The following is a 17,369-nucleotide window of genomic DNA, read 5'->3' on the forward strand; positions in this document are numbered from 1 at the left end:
GACCGCATTAGCTTCATCGCGGGCAAGCCTTGCTCCCACAGATAACCCTCTCAAGCCACAGGTATGTGTTCGGCTTTATTTCACTTAACTGACGGGTACCGCCCCATGTCTGCTCAAACCCCGGATTCAGCCGCCCGAAGCTACTTCGGCAGTTTCAGCAAAAGCGCCGAAAGCGAGTTCATGGCGGAAACCGCCGGCGCCACATTGCAGGATTCGCCGCGCCGCTCGCGGGTCACCGTGTGGCTGGCCACCGGCTTGATCGTCACCGGGCTGGTCTGGGCCAAACTGGCGGTCTTGCAAGAAGTCACCACAGGCGAAGGCAAGGCGATTCCGTCGAGCAAGGTCCAGGTGATCCAGAACCTGGAGGGCGGCATCGTCACCGAGATTTTCGTGCGCGAAGGGCAGATGGTGAACAAGGGCGACACCCTGCTGCGCCTGGACGACACGCGCTATCTGTCGAACAAGGGCGAGAGCGAGGCCGACCGCTATGCCTTGACCGCCCAGGTCGAACGCTTGTCGGCCGAGGCTGAAGGGCGGCCATTCGCACTCTCGGCAGAGATAACCGCCAAGGCCCCGCAAGTGGCCGAGGACGAACGCTCCCTGTACGAACAACGGCAACGGCGCCTGGCCAGCGAACAACGGACCCTGACCGAACAACTGCGGCAGAAGACCCAGGAACTGGCGGAGTTTCGCTCCAAGCAAGGCCAGTTCAGCTCTGCCCTGGCCTTGCTGCAAGAAGAAATGAACATGTCCGCACCGCTGGTGCGCACCGGGGCAGTGTCGCCAGTGGAGATCCTGCGACTCAAGCGCAGCGCGGTGGAAATCCGCGGCTCACTCAACGCCACCACCCTGGCCATTCCCCGGGCCGAATCGGCGATCAACGAGATCAAGAGCAAGATCGACGAATCGGAACAGACCTTCCGCTCCGAAGCGGCCAAGGACCTCAACGAGAAACGCACCGAACTGTCGAAAATCACCGCCTCGAGCATCGCCATCGACGACCGCGTGACCCGCACCACCGTGGTCTCGCCGGTGCATGGGGTGATCAAGCAACTGAAGGTCAACACCATCGGCGGCGTGGTGCAGCCGGGCAACGACATGGTGGAAATCGTCCCCCTGGAAGACAACCTGCTGATCGAAGCCAAGGTCCGCCCCCAGGACGTGGCTTTCCTGCACCCGGGTCAGAAAGCCATGGTCAAGTTCAGCGCCTACGACTACACCATCTATGGCGGACTGAGCGCCAAGCTCGAACTGATCGGCGCCGACACCATCACCGACGACAAGGGCAACAGCTTCTACCTGATCCAGGTGCGCACCGATAAAAATCATTTGGGCGGGGATGCCAAACCGTTGCTGATCATTCCGGGGATGGTGGCGACGGTGGATATCATTACCGGGGAGAAAAGCGTGCTGGATTACTTGCTCAAGCCGGTGTTGAAGGCGCGGACCGAGGCGATGCGCGAGCGGTAGCCCCTGAGCTGAGACTTTCATTGATTGTTCTACCACTATCGCGAGCAGGCTCGCTCCCACAGTTGATCTCCAGTGCATGCACAAATCTGCTAACACCACAGATCCAATGTGGGAGCGAGCCTGCTCGCGATGAGGCCAGCACAGTCACGACCTATTCTCAGCATGGTTACGCTGGAAGGTCTCTTCCCCCATCGCCGCAATCTGCCCCTCGATCAATGCCTCGAACGGCCAGAGCAACGGCTCGAAGCTGCTTGGCGCTTCCAATGTCTGCAACGCCTGGACAATCGCCTCCACCGTCGACAACGCCCCCGGCCCCGGGGCCTTGCGCAAGCGATAACGGGACACGCCGCCTTCGGCCAAGGTCACCCTCGGCAGCGCCGCCAACAACGGGTTGAGGTGCAGCAGCTTGCGCGCCTTGCGCCAGGTACCGTCGGGCACGACCAACAGCAGCGGCTCCTCGGACGGAACATAAGCCTGCAGCGGCTGCGCATCCTCATTGGGAAACAGCAACCGCGCCCGATAACCCGGTGGATTGAGCAGCCTGGGCAAGTCCTCGAACACCTCGCCCACGATCAACTCGGCATTATTGAGCCCCAGCGCCGCCAGCCTGGCCGTGTTCAAGGCATGGTTCACTTCGCTGGGATGCTGCAACAGCAAGACCCGGGTGCGGCTGTCGAGGCTGGGGATCAACGGGCACAAGCAATGGCTTTGCGGTCGTTGGCAGCGCGGGCATTGAGTTCTGGACATGGTCAGGCCTGATTCAGTTGAGCTTTGAGCAAATCACGGAATGTCTGGATCAGCGGCTCGCGGCTGCGACCACGACGCACGATCATCGAAAATGGCGCCTGATAACCGAAGGTCGCCGGCAGCAGCACGCGCAAATCGCCCTTGTCGACCCACGCCTGGGCATAGTGCTCAGGCAGATAACCGACGTAGGCACCGGACAACACCAGGATCAATTGCGCCTCCATGCTCTCCACCGTCGCCGCGCTGTGCTTGAAGCCATGGCGGGCCAGCTCGGCCTGGCTCCAGTAACCGCGCCCGACCATGCGCTGCTGGGTGATGACTTGCTCGGGGATGCGCCGCTCGTTGAACAGCGGGTGGCGGTTGCTGCAATACAACCAGTGCTGCTCGCGGTACAGCGGCATGTAGACCAGCCCGCTCATGCGCGTGGAAAACGCACCGATGGCCAGGTCCAGGCGGTTGTCCTGCACGCCGAGTTGCAGTTCGTAAGGGCTCATGACCGACAGGTGCAAATGCACCGCCGGATGCTCCTGGCTGTAGGCGCCGATGGCTTCGGCGAATGGCAAGGCCTTGTCGCTGACCGTGGAATCGATCACCCCCAGGTTCAACGTGCCGCGCAATTCGCCCTTGAGCGCGGCGGCGTACTGCTCGAACCCTTCGAGTTCGCCCAGCAGGCGCAGGGTTTCCTGATGGAACAACTCGCCCTTGCTGGTCAGGCTGAACCCGCCCCGGCCGCGATGACACAACACCAGGCCCAGGGCTGATTCAAGCTGGCTCATATAGGTGCTGATGGCCGACGTGGAAAGGTTGAGTTCGTGCTGGGCATTGGCGAACCCCTGGTGCCGGACCACGCTGACGAAAATGCGCAGCAGTTTCAGGTCGGGTAGAGCGTTGGCCATTGGGTGTCTCCCGATCACATATGGATAGCACTTGTCGCGCTGTTGTGGTGAGGGAGCTTGCTCCCGCTCGGCGGCGCAGCCGTCGTAAAACCTGGCGACGCGGTCTGTCTGATTCACCGAGGTGAATGGTTTTGGGGCCGCTTCGCTGCCCAGCGGGAGCAAGCTCCCTCGCCACAGGGGCATCCTGTCCTCCAGGACTGCACTGCTGCGAAGTCTATCGCCCTCTCCCACATTAGTTTAGAAAAATCTGAACTAAGTATTTGCCCCCAGCGATTCTTCCCCTCCCAGGCTTTTCGCAGAATCGGCCCCTGATAAATAAAACAACGATGAGGCCCTACCCGTGGACAAGATTCTTCACCAACCACTGGGCGGCAACGAAATGCCGCGCTTCGGCGGCATCGCCACCATGATGCGACTCCCCCATTTGCAGACCGCTGCCGGCCTGGACGCTGCGTTCGTCGGCGTGCCGCTGGACATTGGCACCTCCCTTCGCGCTGGCACCCGTTTCGGGCCGCGGGAGATTCGCGCCGAATCCGTGATGATCCGCCCCTACAACATGGCCACTGGCGCCGCGCCGTTCGACTCGCTGTCGGTGGCCGACATCGGAGACGTGGCGATCAACACCTTCAACCTGCTGGATGCGGTGCGGATCATCGAGGAGTCGTACCACAAGATCCTCGAACACAACGTCATTCCCCTGACCCTGGGCGGCGACCACACCATCACCCTGCCGATCCTGCGGGCGATCCACAAGAAACACGGCAAGGTCGGCCTGGTGCACATCGACGCCCACGCCGATGTGAACGACCACATGTTCGGCGAGAAAATCGCCCACGGCACCACCTTCCGCCGCGCCGTGGAAGAAGGCTTGCTCGACTGCGACCGCGTGGTCCAGATCGGCCTGCGGGCCCAGGGCTATACGGCCGATGATTTCAACTGGAGCCGCAACCAGGGTTTCCGCGTGGTCCAGGCCGAAGAGTGCTGGCACAAGTCCCTGGCCCCGCTGATGGCCGAAGTGCGCGAGAAAGTCGGCGGCGGTCCGGTGTACCTAAGCTTCGACATCGACGGCATCGACCCTGCCTGGGCCCCTGGCACCGGCACCCCGGAAATCGGCGGCCTGACCACTATCCAGGCAATCGAAATCGTGCGCGGCTGCCAGGGTCTCGACCTGGTCGGTTGCGATCTGGTAGAAGTCTCGCCACCGTACGACACCACCGGCAACACTTCGCTGTTGGGCGCCAACCTGCTGTACGAGATGCTCTGCGTACTGCCCGGCGTGGTTCATCGCTGAGGTGCGCCCATGAACCAACAGGACCAAGTACGCCAGGCCGCCGCACAACTGGTGTCGGCCTTCGCCCGTAATGACCGTGACGCCTACTTCGGCGCGTTCACGGCCGATGCGAGTTTCGTGTTCCACACCCTCGAACAGCCCCTGCTGTCACGCGATGCCTACCAGGCGTTGTGGGACCGCTGGCGCTCCGAGGATGGCTTCGAGGTGCTGGACTGCACCTCAAGCAACGCCTTCGTCAGCCTGCAAGGGGACGTGGCGGTTTTCATCCATGACGTGGCCACTGAGCTGCGCATGCAAGGGGAGCTTCACTTTAGCCAGGAGCGCGAAACCATTGTGTTTCGCCAAGAACAACAAGGCCTATGGCTGGCCTGTCACGAACATTTGTCCGCAATGCCGGAAGGGCTGCCAATCCCTTAGCCAAACAGGCGACGCTCACACTCGATGAGCGCGCCTTTATGATCGGAGCAGATCATGAATAACAATAACGACAACAGCCTTACGCAAATCGAAACCTTCGGGGTCGAACAGATCCCCGACCACGAACGCACCGCCGGCCCAGGCGATCTGTTTCGCCTGATCTTCGGCGGCGCCAATACCTTTGCCACCGCAGTGCTCGGCAGTTTCCCGGTGCTGTTCGGCCTGTCATTCCAGGCTGGAGTCTGGGCGATTGTGCTGGGGGTATTGGTGGGTTCGATCATCCTCGCGCCGATGGGCCTGTTCGGCCCGCTCAACGGCACCAACAACGCGGTGTCTTCCGGTGCACACTTCGGCGTGCACGGACGGATCGTCGGTTCGTTCCTGTCACTGTTGACCGCCATCGCGTTCTTTTCACTGTCGGTGTGGAGTTCCGGAGACGCATTGATCGGCGGTGCCAAGCGGTTGATCGGCGTACCGGAAACCGACCTGAGCCTGGGCCTGGCCTACGGCCTGTTCGCCTTGCTGGTCTTGACCGTGTGCATCTACGGCTTTCGCTTCATGCTGTGGGTCAACCGCATCGCCGTGTGGGCCGCCAGCCTGTTGTTCTTGCTGGGCATCGTGGCCTTCGCGCCGACCTTCGACAGCCAGTTCGCCGGCACCGTCAGCCTCGGCCAGCCGGGCTTCTATGCCGCCTTCATCGGCGCGGCGCTGGTGGCCATGAGCAACCCGATTTCCTTCGGTGCGTTCCTCGGTGACTGGTCGCGCTACATCCCGCGCAACACGCCCAAGCGCCGCATCATGCTGGCGGTGATCGCCGCGCAACTGGCGACGCTGATTCCGTTCCTGTTCGGCCTCGCCACCGCCACCATCGTGGCGATCAAGGCGCCGGACTACATCGCGGCCAACAACTACGTAGGCGGACTGCTGGTGGTCTCGCCGAGCTGGTTCTTCCTGCCGGTGTGCCTGATCGCGGTGATCGGCGGCATGTCCACCGGCACCACGTCGCTGTACGGCACCGGCCTGGACATGTCCAGCGTGTTCCCACGGGTGCTGTCGCGGGTCAAGGCGACACTGCTGATCGGCGTGTTGTCGATTGCCTTCATCTTCATCGGCCGCTTCGCCGCGAACCTGGTGCAAAGCGTGTCCACCTTCGCCGTACTGATCATCACCTGCACCACGCCGTGGATGGTGATCATGATCATCGGCCTGCTGATACGCCGCGGCTTCTACTGCCCGGATGACCTGCAAGTGTTCACCCGTGGCGAAACCGGCGGGCGCTACTGGTTCAGCCACGGCTGGAACTGGCGCGGCCTGGGGGGCGTGGATCCCTAGCGCGTTGGTGGGCTTGTGCTTCGTCAACCTGCCGGGCCAGTTCGTCGGGCCGCTGGGGGAACTGGCCGGCGGGATCGACATCAGCCTGCCGGTGACCCTGGGTTTGGCTTCGGTGGTGTACCTGGTGTTGCTGGGGCTGTTTCCAGAGCCGGCAGCGGTGTATGGGCCGGGGGATCCGCGTAGCAAGGGTGCTGCGGAGCCAATCGATAAACCCTCCCTCAGCCAGACCGCCTGACCCGAGATCAACGAAAGACCCGTGGCGAGGGAGCTTGCTCCCGCTGGGGCGCGTCGCGGCCGCTGATGGCGACTGCTGCGCAGTCGAGCGGGAGCAAGCTCCCTCGCCACAAAAAGCGCGCTCACGCAGGGGTTGAGGTGCCAGGGACGGCAGCACCCCGACTCACTATAAAAAAAGACAATCGGAGACACGCCACCATGGCTTTGGACTTAATCGTCGTTCTTATCTACGCTGCCGGCATGATCGCCCTCGGCTGGTACGGCATGCGCCGCGCCAAGACCCGTGACGACTACCTGGTCGCCGGGCGTAACCTCGGCCCGGGCTTTTACCTGGGCACCATGGCCGCTACCGTGCTGGGCGGCGCGTCCACCATCGGTACCGTACGCCTGGGCTACGTCTACGGCATCTCTGGATTCTGGCTGTGCGGCGCCATCGGCCTGGGCATCGTCGGCCTGAGCCTGTTTCTCGCCAAGCCGTTGCTCAAGCTCAAGATCTACACCGTGACCCAAGTTCTGGAACGTCGCTACAACCCCGCCGCGCGCCAGGCCAGTGCACTGATCATGCTGGTTTACGCACTGATGATCGGCGCCACCTCGACCATCGCCATTGGCACCGTGATGCAGGTGCTGTTCGGTCTGCCGTTCTGGGTTTCGATCCTGGTGGGCGGCGGCGTGGTGGTGTTGTATTCCACCATTGGCGGCATGTGGTCGCTGACCCTCACCGACATCGTGCAATTCTTGATCATGACCGTTGGCCTGGTGTTCCTGCTGATGCCGATGTCCATCGTCGATGCCGGCGGCTGGGACGCCATGGTGGCCAAGCTGCCGGCCAGCTACTTCGATTTCACCGCCATTGGCTGGGACACCATCCTCACCTACTTCCTGATCTACTTCTTCGGCATCTTCATCGGCCAGGACATCTGGCAACGGGTGTTCACCGCTCGCAGCGAAGGCGTGGCCAAAGTCGCCGGCACCGCCGCCGGCCTGTACTGCGTGCTGTACGGCCTGGCCGGGGCGTTGATCGGCATGGCGGCCAAAGTCTTGCTGCCGGACCTTGCGAACGTCAACAACGCCTTTGCCAGCGTCGTCCAGACCAGCCTGCCCAACGGCATTCGCGGGCTGGTGATCGCCGCGGCCCTGGCGGCCTTGATGTCCACCGCCGCGGCAGGCCTGCTCGCGGCGTCCACCACGGTGGTCCAGGATTTGCTGCCACGCCTGCGCCAGGGCCGTGAAAGCGGCAGTGGCGACGTCCACGAAAACCGTATCGCGACCCTGCTGATGGGGGCCGTGGTGCTGGTGATCGCCCTGGTGGTCAGCGACGTCATCAGCGCCCTGACCCTGGCCTACAACCTGTTGGTGGGCGGCATGCTGATCCCGCTGATCGGTGCCATCTACTGGAAGCGCGCCACCACTGCCGGCGCGATCACCAGCATGTCGCTGGGCTTCTTGACCGCCTTGTTCTTCATGCTCAAGGATGGCCTGGACGCGAACACGCCGATCTACTACAGCCTGAGCGTGGCGCTGGTGAGTTTCGTGCTGGTGAGTGTGTTGGCGCCACGCCCGGGTGTGGTAACCAAGGCGGTTTGACCGGTACGACGCAGTCCCCGTGGCGAGGGGAGCTTGCTCCCGCTGGTGCGCGAAGCGCGCCCAAAAGCCAGGCACCTCGATGTACCCGATTAGGTTGAGGTGGCTGGTTTGGGGCTGCTGCGCAGCCCAGCGGGAGCAAGCTCCCTCGCCACAGGGGGGGTCTTCAGCAATAAAAAGATCGCAGTTCCGGCCCATCTCAATGAAATGGTCCGGAACTGCGATCTCTCCCAAATTCTGCGCTGTATTTACCGGCGGCGCGATTGACGGCGGCGTTGCTCGTCATCGGTGCGGATCGGTACCGGTTGCATTGGCGGCTCGATCAGCCCCAGCGCGACACCCAGGTCGTGAAGCCAGTTCTGGATTTTCTCTTTCATCGTGGTGCCCCCTCAGGGTGGTGCGAGCGGCAGATTTCTGTGGCCCCTTCGCACTGATAATAGTCCGATGTTCTACGCAATGCTCGTCTCAGTTTGCAATGATCTGTTACTGAATTGATCCAAATCCACCTCCCGGAGTTCAAGCCGATTGCGCCGTGATCATTGGCCCTCGCGGCCAGGCCTGTTGTTGCAATTCGATCCAGGCGTTCAGGTTGGCCCCGACCATGCCTTTGCGCCACATCAGCCAGGTGGTGGCGCTGGCGAACGGCTCGGCCAGCGGATGCACCGTCACCCGCTCGCGACCCGGCAGGCTGGCCAGCATCGACTCGGACATCAACGCCACCCCAGACCCGGCGATCACACACGCCAGCATCCCCTGGTAAGACTCGATTTCCATCGCCCGGCCCATGGTCGCATGGTCATGGGCAAACCAGGCTTCCAAGCGCATCCGGTAGGAGCAACCACGCCGGAACGTGAACACCGCGCGGCCCTGCACATCCAGCGCGCTGCGTACCGGCGGATGATCGGCCTCGGTAATCAGTACCAACCGCTCGTCGCACAACGGCACGCCATCGAGCCCCGCCAGTTCCAGTGGGCCGTCCACCAACGCCGCGTCGAGACGGTTGGTGAGCAGGCCTTCAAGCAATTCGCCACTGGGCCCGGATTGCACTTGCAGGTTCACCGCTGGATAGGCACGGTGATAGGTCGCCAACAGGTCCGGCAAATGCGTCGCCGCGGTGCTGTACATCGTGCCCAGCAGGAAATCCCCGGCCGGCTGCCCGCCCTGTACGGCAGCATGGGCTTCGTCGTGCAAGGCAAAAAGCTTGGCCGCATAGTCCAGCAGGACTTTTCCTGCCGGTGACAACTGCAAACGCTGACGCTCCCGCAGGAAAAGGTCCACACCCAATTGCTCTTCAAGCTGCTTGAGCCGGGTCGAGAGGTTCGACGGCACCCGGTGCAAGCGCTCGGCGGCCCGGGTGATGGAACCTTCCTCGGCCACGGCCTGGAAAATCCGCAATTGGCTGAACTCCACGACATTCTCCAAAAAAGAACAAGTTACTCACTATTATTCATTTTTAATGAAAGTCAATCAGTCCTAGCCTGACGGTCATTCGCCCCGATACCCGGAGAACGACCATGTCACCTCTTACTCGCCTGCTCGGCAGCTTCATCGCCCTGATGATGGCCATGGGCATTGGCCGCTTCGCCCTTACACCCCAGTTACCTCATTTGATCGGCGAAGGTCAGCTCGACTTGACCGCCGCCGGTCTGATTGCCGCCGCCAACTACCTGGGTTACTTCCTCGGCGCGCTGGACGCCATGTTCGCCCGCCGCCCGGAACAGGTGCGCCGGCGCTTGCTCGGTGGCCTGTGGCTGTGCGTACTGCTGACCCTGGCGTCGTTCTGGGCCTGGGGCTTCTGGCCGCACTTGGCGCTGCGTTTCGGCACTGGTGTGGCAAGCGCCTGGGTGCTGGTGATGATCACCGCCCTGAGCCAACCCTTGGCTGCGACGGCGGGACGGCCACGGCTCGGCGCCCTGGTGTTTGCCGGCCCTGGGTTGGGGATTTTCCTGACCGGTTTGCTCGCCCTGGGCTCGAACCTGTTGGGCCAGACCTCCGCGACCCTGTGGCTGGTGTATGCCGGCGTGGCATTGGCGATGCTGCTGGTGATTCTGCCGATCCTGCCGCAACCCGCCGCAGCCTCGACCGTTGCCGCGCCAGTGAGCGCCTCGCCGAACCGTGGCATCGCTCGACTTGGCGTGGTGTACGCCCTGTACGGCGTGGGCTACATCATCCCGGCAACGTTCCTGTCGCAGATGGCCTCGGCGCAGTTCCATGGGCAATGGCAGGCCGACCTGTTCTGGCCCTGCTTCGGCCTGGCCGCCGCCACTGGCGTGTTGCTGGTCAGCCTGCGTCGCCCCAACCCGAACACCACCGGCCGCTGGCTGATCGGTACGCTCTGGCTGCAAGCCGCCGGGGTGTTCGCCTGCCTGCTGGGCAGCGGGCCGGGGCTGGCGTTGGGCGTGATCCTGTGTGGCGCACCGTTCCTGGCCTGCATGCAGCTGGTGATGCAGCACTCCCGGGAACTGGCGCCCCACGCCACCCAGCGCAACGCGGGCCTGTTGACCGCCTGCTTTGCCGTGGGCCAGCTCAGCGGGCCACTGCTGGCGGCGTTGAGCAGCCATTTCAGCGGCGGCCTGCAACCGGCGCTGATCATTGCCGGCAGTGGCCTGCTGCTGGCCGGCGGGCTGTTGCTGCGGCCCGCCAGCCGGGGCGCGGTGAGCCCTTGCGTCCAGACCGCCCTGCGTTGATCAGGCCTGGCTGAGCGATGAACTCAAGTGCGTGACCGGCTCACGTCGTGCCAAGGCGAAATACAACACCCCACCGAGGAAGCAACCGGTGAACCAGGCAAAGTTGGCCATCGGTTGCAGCAGTGGCGTGAAGGTGATCGCCACCCCCATCAACGTTGCCGGGATCAGCGCCTTGACCGCGGTCCAGTTGATACCGCCGCTGTAGTAATAGCGCCCGCTCGGCCCATCATTGAACAGCGCGTCGACGTCGATCTGCTGTTTTTTGATCAAGTAGTAATCCACCAGCAGGATCCCGAACAGCGGGCCGATGAACGCCGCCAGTACGTCCAGGGTGTAGTGGATCACTTCGGGGTTGTTGAACAGGTTCCACGGCGTGATGAAAATCGATGCCACTGCCGCGATCATGCCGCCGGCGCGCCAACTGATCTTGCTGGGCGCGACGTTGGCGAAGTCAAAGGCCGGAGAGACGAAGTTGGCGACAATGTTGATGCCGATGGTGGCAGTCACGAAGGCAAAGGCGCCCAGCAAGACCGCCACATCGTTATCGATGCGCGCCACGGTGGCGATCGGGTCATGGAGCATTTCGCCGAACACCGGCAAGGTCCCGGAAACAATCACTACGGTGACCAGGGAGAACGCCAGGAAATTCACCGGCAGCCCCCAGAAATTGCCCCGGCGTACGTCAGACATGCTCCGGCAGTAACGGCTGAAATCGCCGAAATTCAGGGTTGGGCCGGAAAAGTACGACACTACCAAAGCCGTGGCCACGATCACCTGGCCGAACGCCTGCCAACCGGACAACGACTTCTCCGCCAAGGTGAAGCTGATATTGCTCCAACCGGCCTTCCAGACGATCCAGCCGGCCAACAGAAACATCACCGCATACACCACCGGCCCGGCCCAGTCGATGAAGCGACGGATCGACTCCATGCCTGTCCAGAACACCAGCGCCTGGACGAACCACAGGCTGAGGAAACCGAACCAACCCAGGTAGGACAAACCGGCAAAATGCGCCGTTGCGTAGACTTCCATCGAAGGAAAAAACCGCAGCACCACGATGATCAACGCGCTGGACGCCAGGTACGTCTGAATGCCGTACCAGGCCACGGCGATCAAGCCCCGGATCACCGCAGGAATATTCGCCCCGAACACCCCGAACGCCAGCCGACAGATTACCGGATACGGCACCGCCGCCTGCTGGCTCGGCCTGGCGACCAGGTTGGCGATCAACTGCACGATGCAAATCCCACCGAGCAAGGCGATCAACACCTGCCAACTCGCCAGGCCCAACGCGAACAGGCTGGCGGCGAAGACATAACCGCCGACGCTGTGCACATCGCTCATCCAGAACGCGAAGATGTTGTACCAATTCCATTTCTGCGGCAGCGGGCCCAAGTCCTCGTTATAGAGGCGGGGGCTGTAGCCGTTGGGCAATTGCTCGGACATTGCGGGGCTCCTTTTGAGTACCGCCGTGCCCCCGCATCAACCTGCTCACCATACTGCGCACGGGAGCCGGCATGGTTTGTATACGCGTTGCCACGCAGAATGCGTGCCATAGCGGCGAAATGTGAGACAAACCGGGGTGTGTAGCGGGAGTAAAAGGCGAGCAAGAGCAGACATGCGCCCACGAACAGGGCGCGGATGCATGCTAAAGGTGCAGGGTTTTGTATACAGAGGGAAGTCGCAGTACGTCGCTATTATGTGGGAGCAAAGCTTGCTCGCGAAACAGGCGCCTCGGTTTCAGAAAAGACCGCATCGCCTTCATCGCGGGCAAGCCTTGCTCCCACAGCTGGCCTCCCTGGCCACATAAACCCTTACTTGCCACCGATGCTGTGGCTCGGCTGAAGATCAGCTCAACTCAATGCGATCAGCATGAATGACAATCTGCCCATTCTTGTACAGCGCGCCAATGGCTTTCTTGAAGTTGCCCTTGCTCACGCCAAACAGGCTGCTGATCAGCGCCGGGTCGCTCTTGTCGCTGACTGCCAGCGTGCCGTTGTTCTCGCGCAACTTGGCGAGGATCTTGGCGTTCAGGCTGGTGGCGGCTTCCTGGCCCACCGGCTGCAAGCTCAGGCTGATCTTGCCGTCCGGGCGGATTTCCTTGATGAAGCCTTTTTCCTGTTTGCCGGCGCGCATGAACTTGAAGATTTCGTTCTTGTGGATCAAGCCCCAATGCTTGTTATTGATGATCGCCTTGAACCCCATGTCGGTGGCTTCGGCGACCAACAAATCCACTTCCTGCCCTGGCGTGTAGTTGGCCGGGGTCTTGTCCAGATAACGATCCAGGCGCGCCGTGGCGGTGATGCGACGGGTGTGTTTGTCGAGGTAGACATGCACCACGCAGTATTCGCCAGCGGTCATCTGGCGCTTTTCTTCGGAATACGGCAGCAGCAGATCCTTGGGCAGGCCCCAGTCCAGGAACACGCCGATGCTGTTGACCTCGACCACTTTCAGGCTGGCGAACTCACCCACCTGCACTTTTGGTTTTTCCGTGGTGGCGATCAGTTTGTCGTCGCTGTCCAGATAAATGAAAACATTGAGCCAATCTTCATCTTCACTGGGAATATCCTTGGGAATATATCGGTTGGGCAGCAGGATTTCGCCGTCCGCACCGCCGTCCAGATATAAACCGAAGTTAGTGTGTTTAACCACTTGCAAACTGTTGTAGCGCCCGACTAAAGCCATTTCCAATACCCTCATTGCGTGGGCGGCATTCTACCCGGTTTTGCAGCGCGATTCGTGGCCGCCAGCAAGGTTTGCCGGCAAGCCCCTGCGCAATCATTGATTTTCCTGGGTTTTCCCCCGGCACACGGCCATTCGTCAGGCCGGCGACGGTGCATACCGCTCGCCATCAGCACCCTATTTCTTTCACGGTTGTTATTTAAAACAGAGGCTTAGGGCAATAATTGCAGGGTAATCGCGCATTATTGCCGTCACCATAGCGATAATTGAGAAGGATATTTGCCAAGCAATTGTCAAGTATTTACTGTACGATGCCTGGCCCAATTAATTATTTACAGGTTAATGGTCGTCATGCGCGTAAAAGCATCCAACAGCAAATCGAAGCCAGCTCCAGCCGTTGAAACCAGCGAGTCGATCAACGATCAGATCGCTGCGTTCCTCAAGTCCGGCGGTGAGATCCAGCAAATTGCCAAAGGCGTCAGCGGCCAGACATTCGGCCCGTCCAAGCAGATCAGCCTGGGCAAGAAGTAACCTGCGTGTCACCTGGTCCCAAGGCGCTTTGAACTTCGAAGCGCTTGGACTGGAACCCTCCCCGCCCCACCCATTTCCCATGAATCGACGAACGGCCTTCGCTGCCGAGCATTCGCCGGTATGCTTTCACCTCTCTAGCTCAAGCGTTTCAGCTTAATACCGATCCTGCTTCTCGCTATTCATGGAGGAAGCATGCGCAGCTCTATCGTTCTGCTGATGATCAGCCTACTGACATGTTCCCTCGCTCAGGGGCAGGTGTTCCAACGCGAACTCGGCGACTTCGACCTCAAACTCGGCACCACGCCCAGCCGCAGCATGGCCGAAGGTTTGGTCACGCCGTCGAGCACCGGTTCGTTTCATGGCGGCCTGGACCTGAGCCACGACAGCGGCTGGTACGTCGGCCAATGGTCACCCAGCGCCGGCCTCACACCTTCCACCGAACTGGAAGTCGATTCCTACATGGGCTTTAAACAACCCTTCGACCAGACCCTGGGCTACGAGGTCGGCCTGATCCACTACAGCTATCCCACCGCCGATACCCTCGATAGCCAGGAGTTCTACGGCGGCCTGACCGTGCTCGGCAGCCGTTTCGGCGCGGCCCTGAGCAACGATCCGGACAAACAGAACAGCACGCTGTTTGCCGACCTGGGCGGCAACGTGCCGTTCGGCATTGGCATCAGCGCCAAATACACCACCCACCAACTCAATACACCGGTCTCGGTCGAGAACGGCTATGTAGGCAGTTTCAGCGACTGGTCATTGAAAATTTCCCGGCCATGGAAGGGCATCGACCTGGACCTGATCTACAGCGACTCAAGCCTCAGCGGCAGCAGTTGCTCGGCATACTCCGGCCACAACAGCGAATGCGACAGCCTGCTGACCCTCAAGATGGCCCATCCTTTTTACTAAGCGTTACTTATTTGATCGGCTGAACTGCCGCGCGCCTGCCATGCTCAAACAAAGCACCTACGCCTTCGCAAGGACTCGCTCATGCCGCGCTGGTTGACTCGCACTGCCATGTTCATCGCCCTGCTGCTGACGCTTACCGCCTGCAGCCGTGTAGGCCTGGCCTACCGCAACCTCGACCTGATCATCCCCTGGACCCTCAACGACTACCTGGAGATCAACGGCGAGAAAAAAGACTGGTTCAACGAACGCCTCAAGGAGCACCTGAGCTGGCATTGCACCACGCAACTGCCCGGCTACCTCGACTGGCTGGATCGCCTCAAGACCATGGTGCAAACCGACCAGGTGACCGACGAAGCCCTGCAACAGCGTACCCGGGAAGCCAAGGCCGCCATCGCCGAGACCGCCCGGGAAATCACCCCCTCGGCCATTGAACTGCTGCAAGGCTTGAGCGACGACCAGGTCGACGACATGGACGCAGCCTTCGTCAAGGACCAGCGCAAACGCCAGCAGCAATACCTCAAGCCGACGTTGCAGGAACAGATCCAGGAGCGCAGCGAACGCATGGTCAAACGCCTGGACGACTGGCTCGGCCCACTCAACGACGCCCAGCGCCAACGGGTAATGGCCTGGTCCACTGCCCTGGGCGACCAGAACCAGCAATGGATCGCCAACCGCGCCCACTGGCAAAACCAGTTCAGCGAAGCCGTGGCCCAACGCCACAGCCCCGACTTCCCCAAACGCATCGAGCAACTGCTGGTCAACCGCGAAAGCCTCTGGACCCCCGCCTACCGCGAGGCCTTCAGCAAAACCGAAGCCCAGGCCCGCAGCCTCCTGGTGGACCTGATGGCCGAAAGCACTCCGGCCCAGCGCGAACGGCTGCTGAAGAAAATCGACGGAGTGAAGAAGGACTTCACTGACTTGAAGTGCCTGAAAGCGGCACAAAGCTGAATAAGCACGAACTTGAAAACACAGAGATCCTATGTGGGAGCGAGCCTGCTCGCGATAGCATTCCGACAGGCAACTTATCTATGACTGTCAGGCCGCTATTGCGAGCAGGCTCGCTCCCACATCAGGAATCGATGCAGACCTGTCAGGCAATCTGCGCCTTCGAAGCCAAATCATCAAAGGTAAACTCATCCAGCGCATCTTCCTGCTCATCCAACACCTGACGCGGATGATCATTGCCCGGAATGCTGCTGTCGATCAGGCTCAACAACCGCGAGCCACGCGGTGTCAGCACAAAGTTCTCGCCATTACCGCCCTCTTCCTCCGGCCGCGGCTCGATATAGCTACGCTCCAGCAACAACTTTTCGTACTCCCCGGCGACCGCTTTCAGATGATCGAGGTTCTCGATCGCCTCGCCTGCGGCGGCCTTCTCTGCCGCGTACTGCTCCGCATAAGGCCGAGGGGTAAAGCTGTGGCCGGCGCCGTTCTGCACTTCGTGCAACAACCGTTCGATCAAGTCCCAGTTATAAGTCGTCATCCTGGTCCATCCTCCAAAGAGTGAGATGCCTACTTAAGGTGTGACCGAGGCGCTGCGTCGCCGTTCAGCCGGGTTTCCAGGCGGTCTCGGCCTCAAGCCGACCAACGGCCTGTCGAATTGCGCCAAGGCCAAACGACCACCTGTTGAAAGCCGATTTCGCAGCTCAGCCACAGGAGAAATCACCATGAACGTAGAGAAGCATCCAGTCGTCTCGCGGGAAGAATGGCTCGCCGCCCGCCGCCAACACCTGGCCCACGAAAAAGCCTTCACTCGCGAACGGGACAAACTCAGCGCCGAACGCCGCGCCCTGCCCTGGGTAAAAATCGACAAACCCTACCGCTTCCAAGGCCCCCACGGCGAACTGAGCCTGGCCGACCTGTCCGGCGGCCGCAGCCAACTGATCGTCTACCACTTCATGTTCGGCCCCGGCTGGACCGAAGGCTGCCAAGGCTGCTCGTTCCTGTCCGACCACATCGACGGCGCCAACCAACACCTGGCCCACCATGACGTGGCCGTGGTGGCCGTCTCCCGCGCCCCGTTCGCCGAATTCCAAGCCTTCAAACGCCGCATGGGCTGGAAATTCGATTGGGTCTCGTCAAACGGCTGCGACTTCAACTACGACTTCGGGGTCAGCTTCAAAACCGAAGACACCGCTGGCGGACAAGCTACCTACAACTACGAAAAAACCGACACCACCGAAGGCGAACTCCCCGGCCTGAGCGTCTTCTATCGCAACGCAGCCGGTGACATCTTCCACACCTACTCCACCTATGCCCGCGGCCTGGACATATTGGTCGGCACCTACAACTACCTCGACCTGACGCCCAAGGGCCGCAACGAAGACGAAATCATGGACTGGGTGCGGCATCACGATAAATACGAAGAGGCCAAGCCCCATGGCTGCTGCCATGGCTGATACGCCAACCCGCCCAGTCGAGCGCGATCCCCGTGGCGAGGGAGCTTGCTCCCGCTCGACTGCGCAGCAGTCGCCTGCGTTGCCTGAACCAAAGCCGACAACTTCCAGGCCAAAGGTCCTACATGAAGCTCGGAAAGCGGTGTCTTGTAGCTCAAGAGCGGATCGCCCTATAGTCCCTCGTCACCCAAAA

Annotated in this window: 16 protein-coding genes and 1 pseudogene; 10 read left to right on the top strand and 7 right to left on the bottom strand. The window is 61.3% G+C overall.

What is annotated here, in order from left to right; genetic code table 11:
* Positions 1-105 precede the first annotated feature (105 nt).
* A complete protein-coding gene (locus tag GN234_RS10680; protein WP_176688440.1) occupies positions 106-1,470 on the top strand; it encodes an HlyD family type I secretion periplasmic adaptor subunit in 1,365 nt (454 codons plus the stop codon).
* 144 nt (positions 1,471-1,614) lie between these two features.
* Here the strand turns inward: GN234_RS10680 and GN234_RS10685 are convergent, their stop codons facing one another.
* Positions 1,615-2,217, bottom strand: coding sequence for a tRNA-uridine aminocarboxypropyltransferase (locus GN234_RS10685; protein WP_176688441.1), 603 nt, complete (start codon positions 2,215-2,217; stop codon positions 1,615-1,617).
* A gap of 2 nt (positions 2,218-2,219) precedes the next feature.
* Positions 2,220-3,113: a LysR family transcriptional regulator gene (locus GN234_RS10690; protein WP_003184133.1), complete on the bottom strand. Its 894-nt coding sequence runs from the start codon at positions 3,111-3,113 to the stop codon at positions 2,220-2,222.
* Positions 3,114-3,453: 340 nt separating this feature from the next.
* Here GN234_RS10690 and speB point away from each other — a divergent pair, with 340 nt between their 5' ends.
* The 4 genes and pseudogenes from speB (at position 3,454) to GN234_RS10710 (ending at position 7,974) form a co-directional block, all read left to right on the top strand.
* Positions 3,454-4,404, top strand: coding sequence for an agmatinase (gene speB / locus GN234_RS10695; RefSeq protein WP_003184135.1), 951 nt, complete (start codon positions 3,454-3,456; stop codon positions 4,402-4,404).
* A gap of 9 nt (positions 4,405-4,413) precedes the next feature.
* Positions 4,414-4,821, top strand: coding sequence for a YybH family protein (locus GN234_RS10700; protein ID WP_116831728.1), 408 nt, complete (start codon positions 4,414-4,416; stop codon positions 4,819-4,821).
* A 54-nt stretch (positions 4,822-4,875) separates the two neighbouring features.
* Positions 4,876-6,388: pseudogene (locus GN234_RS10705) on the top strand (purine-cytosine permease family protein).
* A 197-nt stretch (positions 6,389-6,585) separates the two neighbouring features.
* Complete coding sequence (locus tag GN234_RS10710) at positions 6,586-7,974, top strand: sodium:solute symporter family protein (protein ID WP_116831726.1); 1,389 nt, start codon at positions 6,586-6,588, stop codon at positions 7,972-7,974.
* 245 nt (positions 7,975-8,219) lie between these two features.
* On the opposite strand, the gene GN234_RS30140 is transcribed toward GN234_RS10710, so the two are convergent.
* Positions 8,220-8,348, bottom strand: coding sequence for a PA1414 family protein (locus tag GN234_RS30140; RefSeq protein WP_267904898.1), 129 nt, complete (start codon positions 8,346-8,348; stop codon positions 8,220-8,222).
* A 139-nt stretch (positions 8,349-8,487) separates the two neighbouring features.
* Positions 8,488-9,381, bottom strand: coding sequence for a putrescine utilization regulator PtrR (ptrR, locus tag GN234_RS10715; protein WP_176688442.1), 894 nt, complete (start codon positions 9,379-9,381; stop codon positions 8,488-8,490).
* A 104-nt stretch (positions 9,382-9,485) separates the two neighbouring features.
* Here ptrR and GN234_RS10720 point away from each other — a divergent pair, with 104 nt between their 5' ends.
* Positions 9,486-10,658: an MFS transporter gene (locus GN234_RS10720; protein ID WP_176688443.1), complete on the top strand. Its 1,173-nt coding sequence runs from the start codon at positions 9,486-9,488 to the stop codon at positions 10,656-10,658.
* Here GN234_RS10720 and GN234_RS10725 read toward each other — a convergent pair whose 3' ends face one another.
* The gene (locus GN234_RS10725) at positions 10,659-12,104 is read right to left on the bottom strand and encodes an NCS1 family nucleobase:cation symporter-1 (protein ID WP_116831724.1); all 1,446 of its coding nucleotides are present in this window, start codon (positions 12,102-12,104) and stop codon (positions 10,659-10,661) included.
* Positions 12,105-12,506: 402 nt separating this feature from the next.
* A complete protein-coding gene (locus tag GN234_RS10730) occupies positions 12,507-13,343 on the bottom strand; it encodes a CvfB family protein (RefSeq protein WP_109755810.1) in 837 nt (278 codons plus the stop codon).
* A gap of 339 nt (positions 13,344-13,682) precedes the next feature.
* Here GN234_RS10730 and GN234_RS10735 point away from each other — a divergent pair, with 339 nt between their 5' ends.
* The 3 genes from GN234_RS10735 (at position 13,683) to GN234_RS10745 (ending at position 15,728) form a co-directional block, all read left to right on the top strand.
* Positions 13,683-13,871, top strand: coding sequence for a hypothetical protein (locus tag GN234_RS10735; protein WP_172436054.1), 189 nt, complete (start codon positions 13,683-13,685; stop codon positions 13,869-13,871).
* A gap of 192 nt (positions 13,872-14,063) precedes the next feature.
* On the top strand, positions 14,064-14,780 hold the full coding sequence (locus tag GN234_RS10740; RefSeq protein WP_109755811.1) for a TorF family putative porin: 717 nt from the start codon (positions 14,064-14,066) through the stop codon (positions 14,778-14,780).
* Between the two features lie 81 nt (positions 14,781-14,861).
* Entirely contained in the window at positions 14,862-15,728 is an 867-nt protein-coding gene (locus GN234_RS10745) for a DUF6279 family lipoprotein (protein WP_176688444.1), read from the top strand.
* Positions 15,729-15,870: 142 nt separating this feature from the next.
* Here GN234_RS10745 and GN234_RS10750 read toward each other — a convergent pair whose 3' ends face one another.
* Positions 15,871-16,263, bottom strand: a complete 393-nt coding sequence (locus GN234_RS10750; RefSeq protein WP_176688445.1) for a transcriptional regulator — start codon at positions 16,261-16,263, stop codon at positions 15,871-15,873.
* Between the two features lie 184 nt (positions 16,264-16,447).
* Between GN234_RS10750 and GN234_RS10755 the strand changes: the two genes are divergently transcribed.
* Positions 16,448-17,179: a DUF899 domain-containing protein gene (locus tag GN234_RS10755; RefSeq protein ID WP_176688446.1), complete on the top strand. Its 732-nt coding sequence runs from the start codon at positions 16,448-16,450 to the stop codon at positions 17,177-17,179.
* Positions 17,180-17,369: the final 190 nt, after the last annotated feature.

The organism is Pseudomonas bijieensis (assembly GCF_013347965.1).
GTDB lineage: Bacteria > Pseudomonadota > Gammaproteobacteria > Pseudomonadales > Pseudomonadaceae > Aquipseudomonas > Aquipseudomonas bijieensis.

Bases quoted from the DNA above. Each gene is read 5' to 3' on its own strand.
- GN234_RS10710 (WP_116831726.1), top strand. From the start codon at position 6,586: ATGGCTTTGGACTTAATCGTCGTTCTTATCTACGCTGCCGGCATGATC.
- GN234_RS30140 (WP_267904898.1), bottom strand. From the start codon at position 8,348: ATGAAAGAGAAAATCCAGAACTGGCTTCACGACCTGGGTGTCGCGCTG.
- GN234_RS10725 (WP_116831724.1), bottom strand. From the start codon at position 12,104: ATGTCCGAGCAATTGCCCAACGGCTACAGCCCCCGCCTCTATAACGAG.
- GN234_RS10700 (WP_116831728.1), top strand. From the start codon at position 4,414: ATGAACCAACAGGACCAAGTACGCCAGGCCGCCGCACAACTGGTGTCG.
- GN234_RS10735 (WP_172436054.1), top strand. From the start codon at position 13,683: ATGGTCGTCATGCGCGTAAAAGCATCCAACAGCAAATCGAAGCCAGCT.
- GN234_RS10750 (WP_176688445.1), bottom strand. From the start codon at position 16,263: ATGACGACTTATAACTGGGACTTGATCGAACGGTTGTTGCACGAAGTG.
- GN234_RS10730 (WP_109755810.1), bottom strand. From the start codon at position 13,343: ATGGCTTTAGTCGGGCGCTACAACAGTTTGCAAGTGGTTAAACACACT.
- GN234_RS10685 (WP_176688441.1), bottom strand. From the start codon at position 2,217: ATGTCCAGAACTCAATGCCCGCGCTGCCAACGACCGCAAAGCCATTGC.
- GN234_RS10740 (WP_109755811.1), top strand. From the start codon at position 14,064: ATGCGCAGCTCTATCGTTCTGCTGATGATCAGCCTACTGACATGTTCC.
- GN234_RS10745 (WP_176688444.1), top strand. From the start codon at position 14,862: ATGCCGCGCTGGTTGACTCGCACTGCCATGTTCATCGCCCTGCTGCTG.
- GN234_RS10755 (WP_176688446.1), top strand. From the start codon at position 16,448: ATGAACGTAGAGAAGCATCCAGTCGTCTCGCGGGAAGAATGGCTCGCC.
- GN234_RS10680 (WP_176688440.1), top strand. From the start codon at position 106: ATGTCTGCTCAAACCCCGGATTCAGCCGCCCGAAGCTACTTCGGCAGT.
- GN234_RS10720 (WP_176688443.1), top strand. From the start codon at position 9,486: ATGTCACCTCTTACTCGCCTGCTCGGCAGCTTCATCGCCCTGATGATG.
- GN234_RS10690 (WP_003184133.1), bottom strand. From the start codon at position 3,113: ATGGCCAACGCTCTACCCGACCTGAAACTGCTGCGCATTTTCGTCAGC.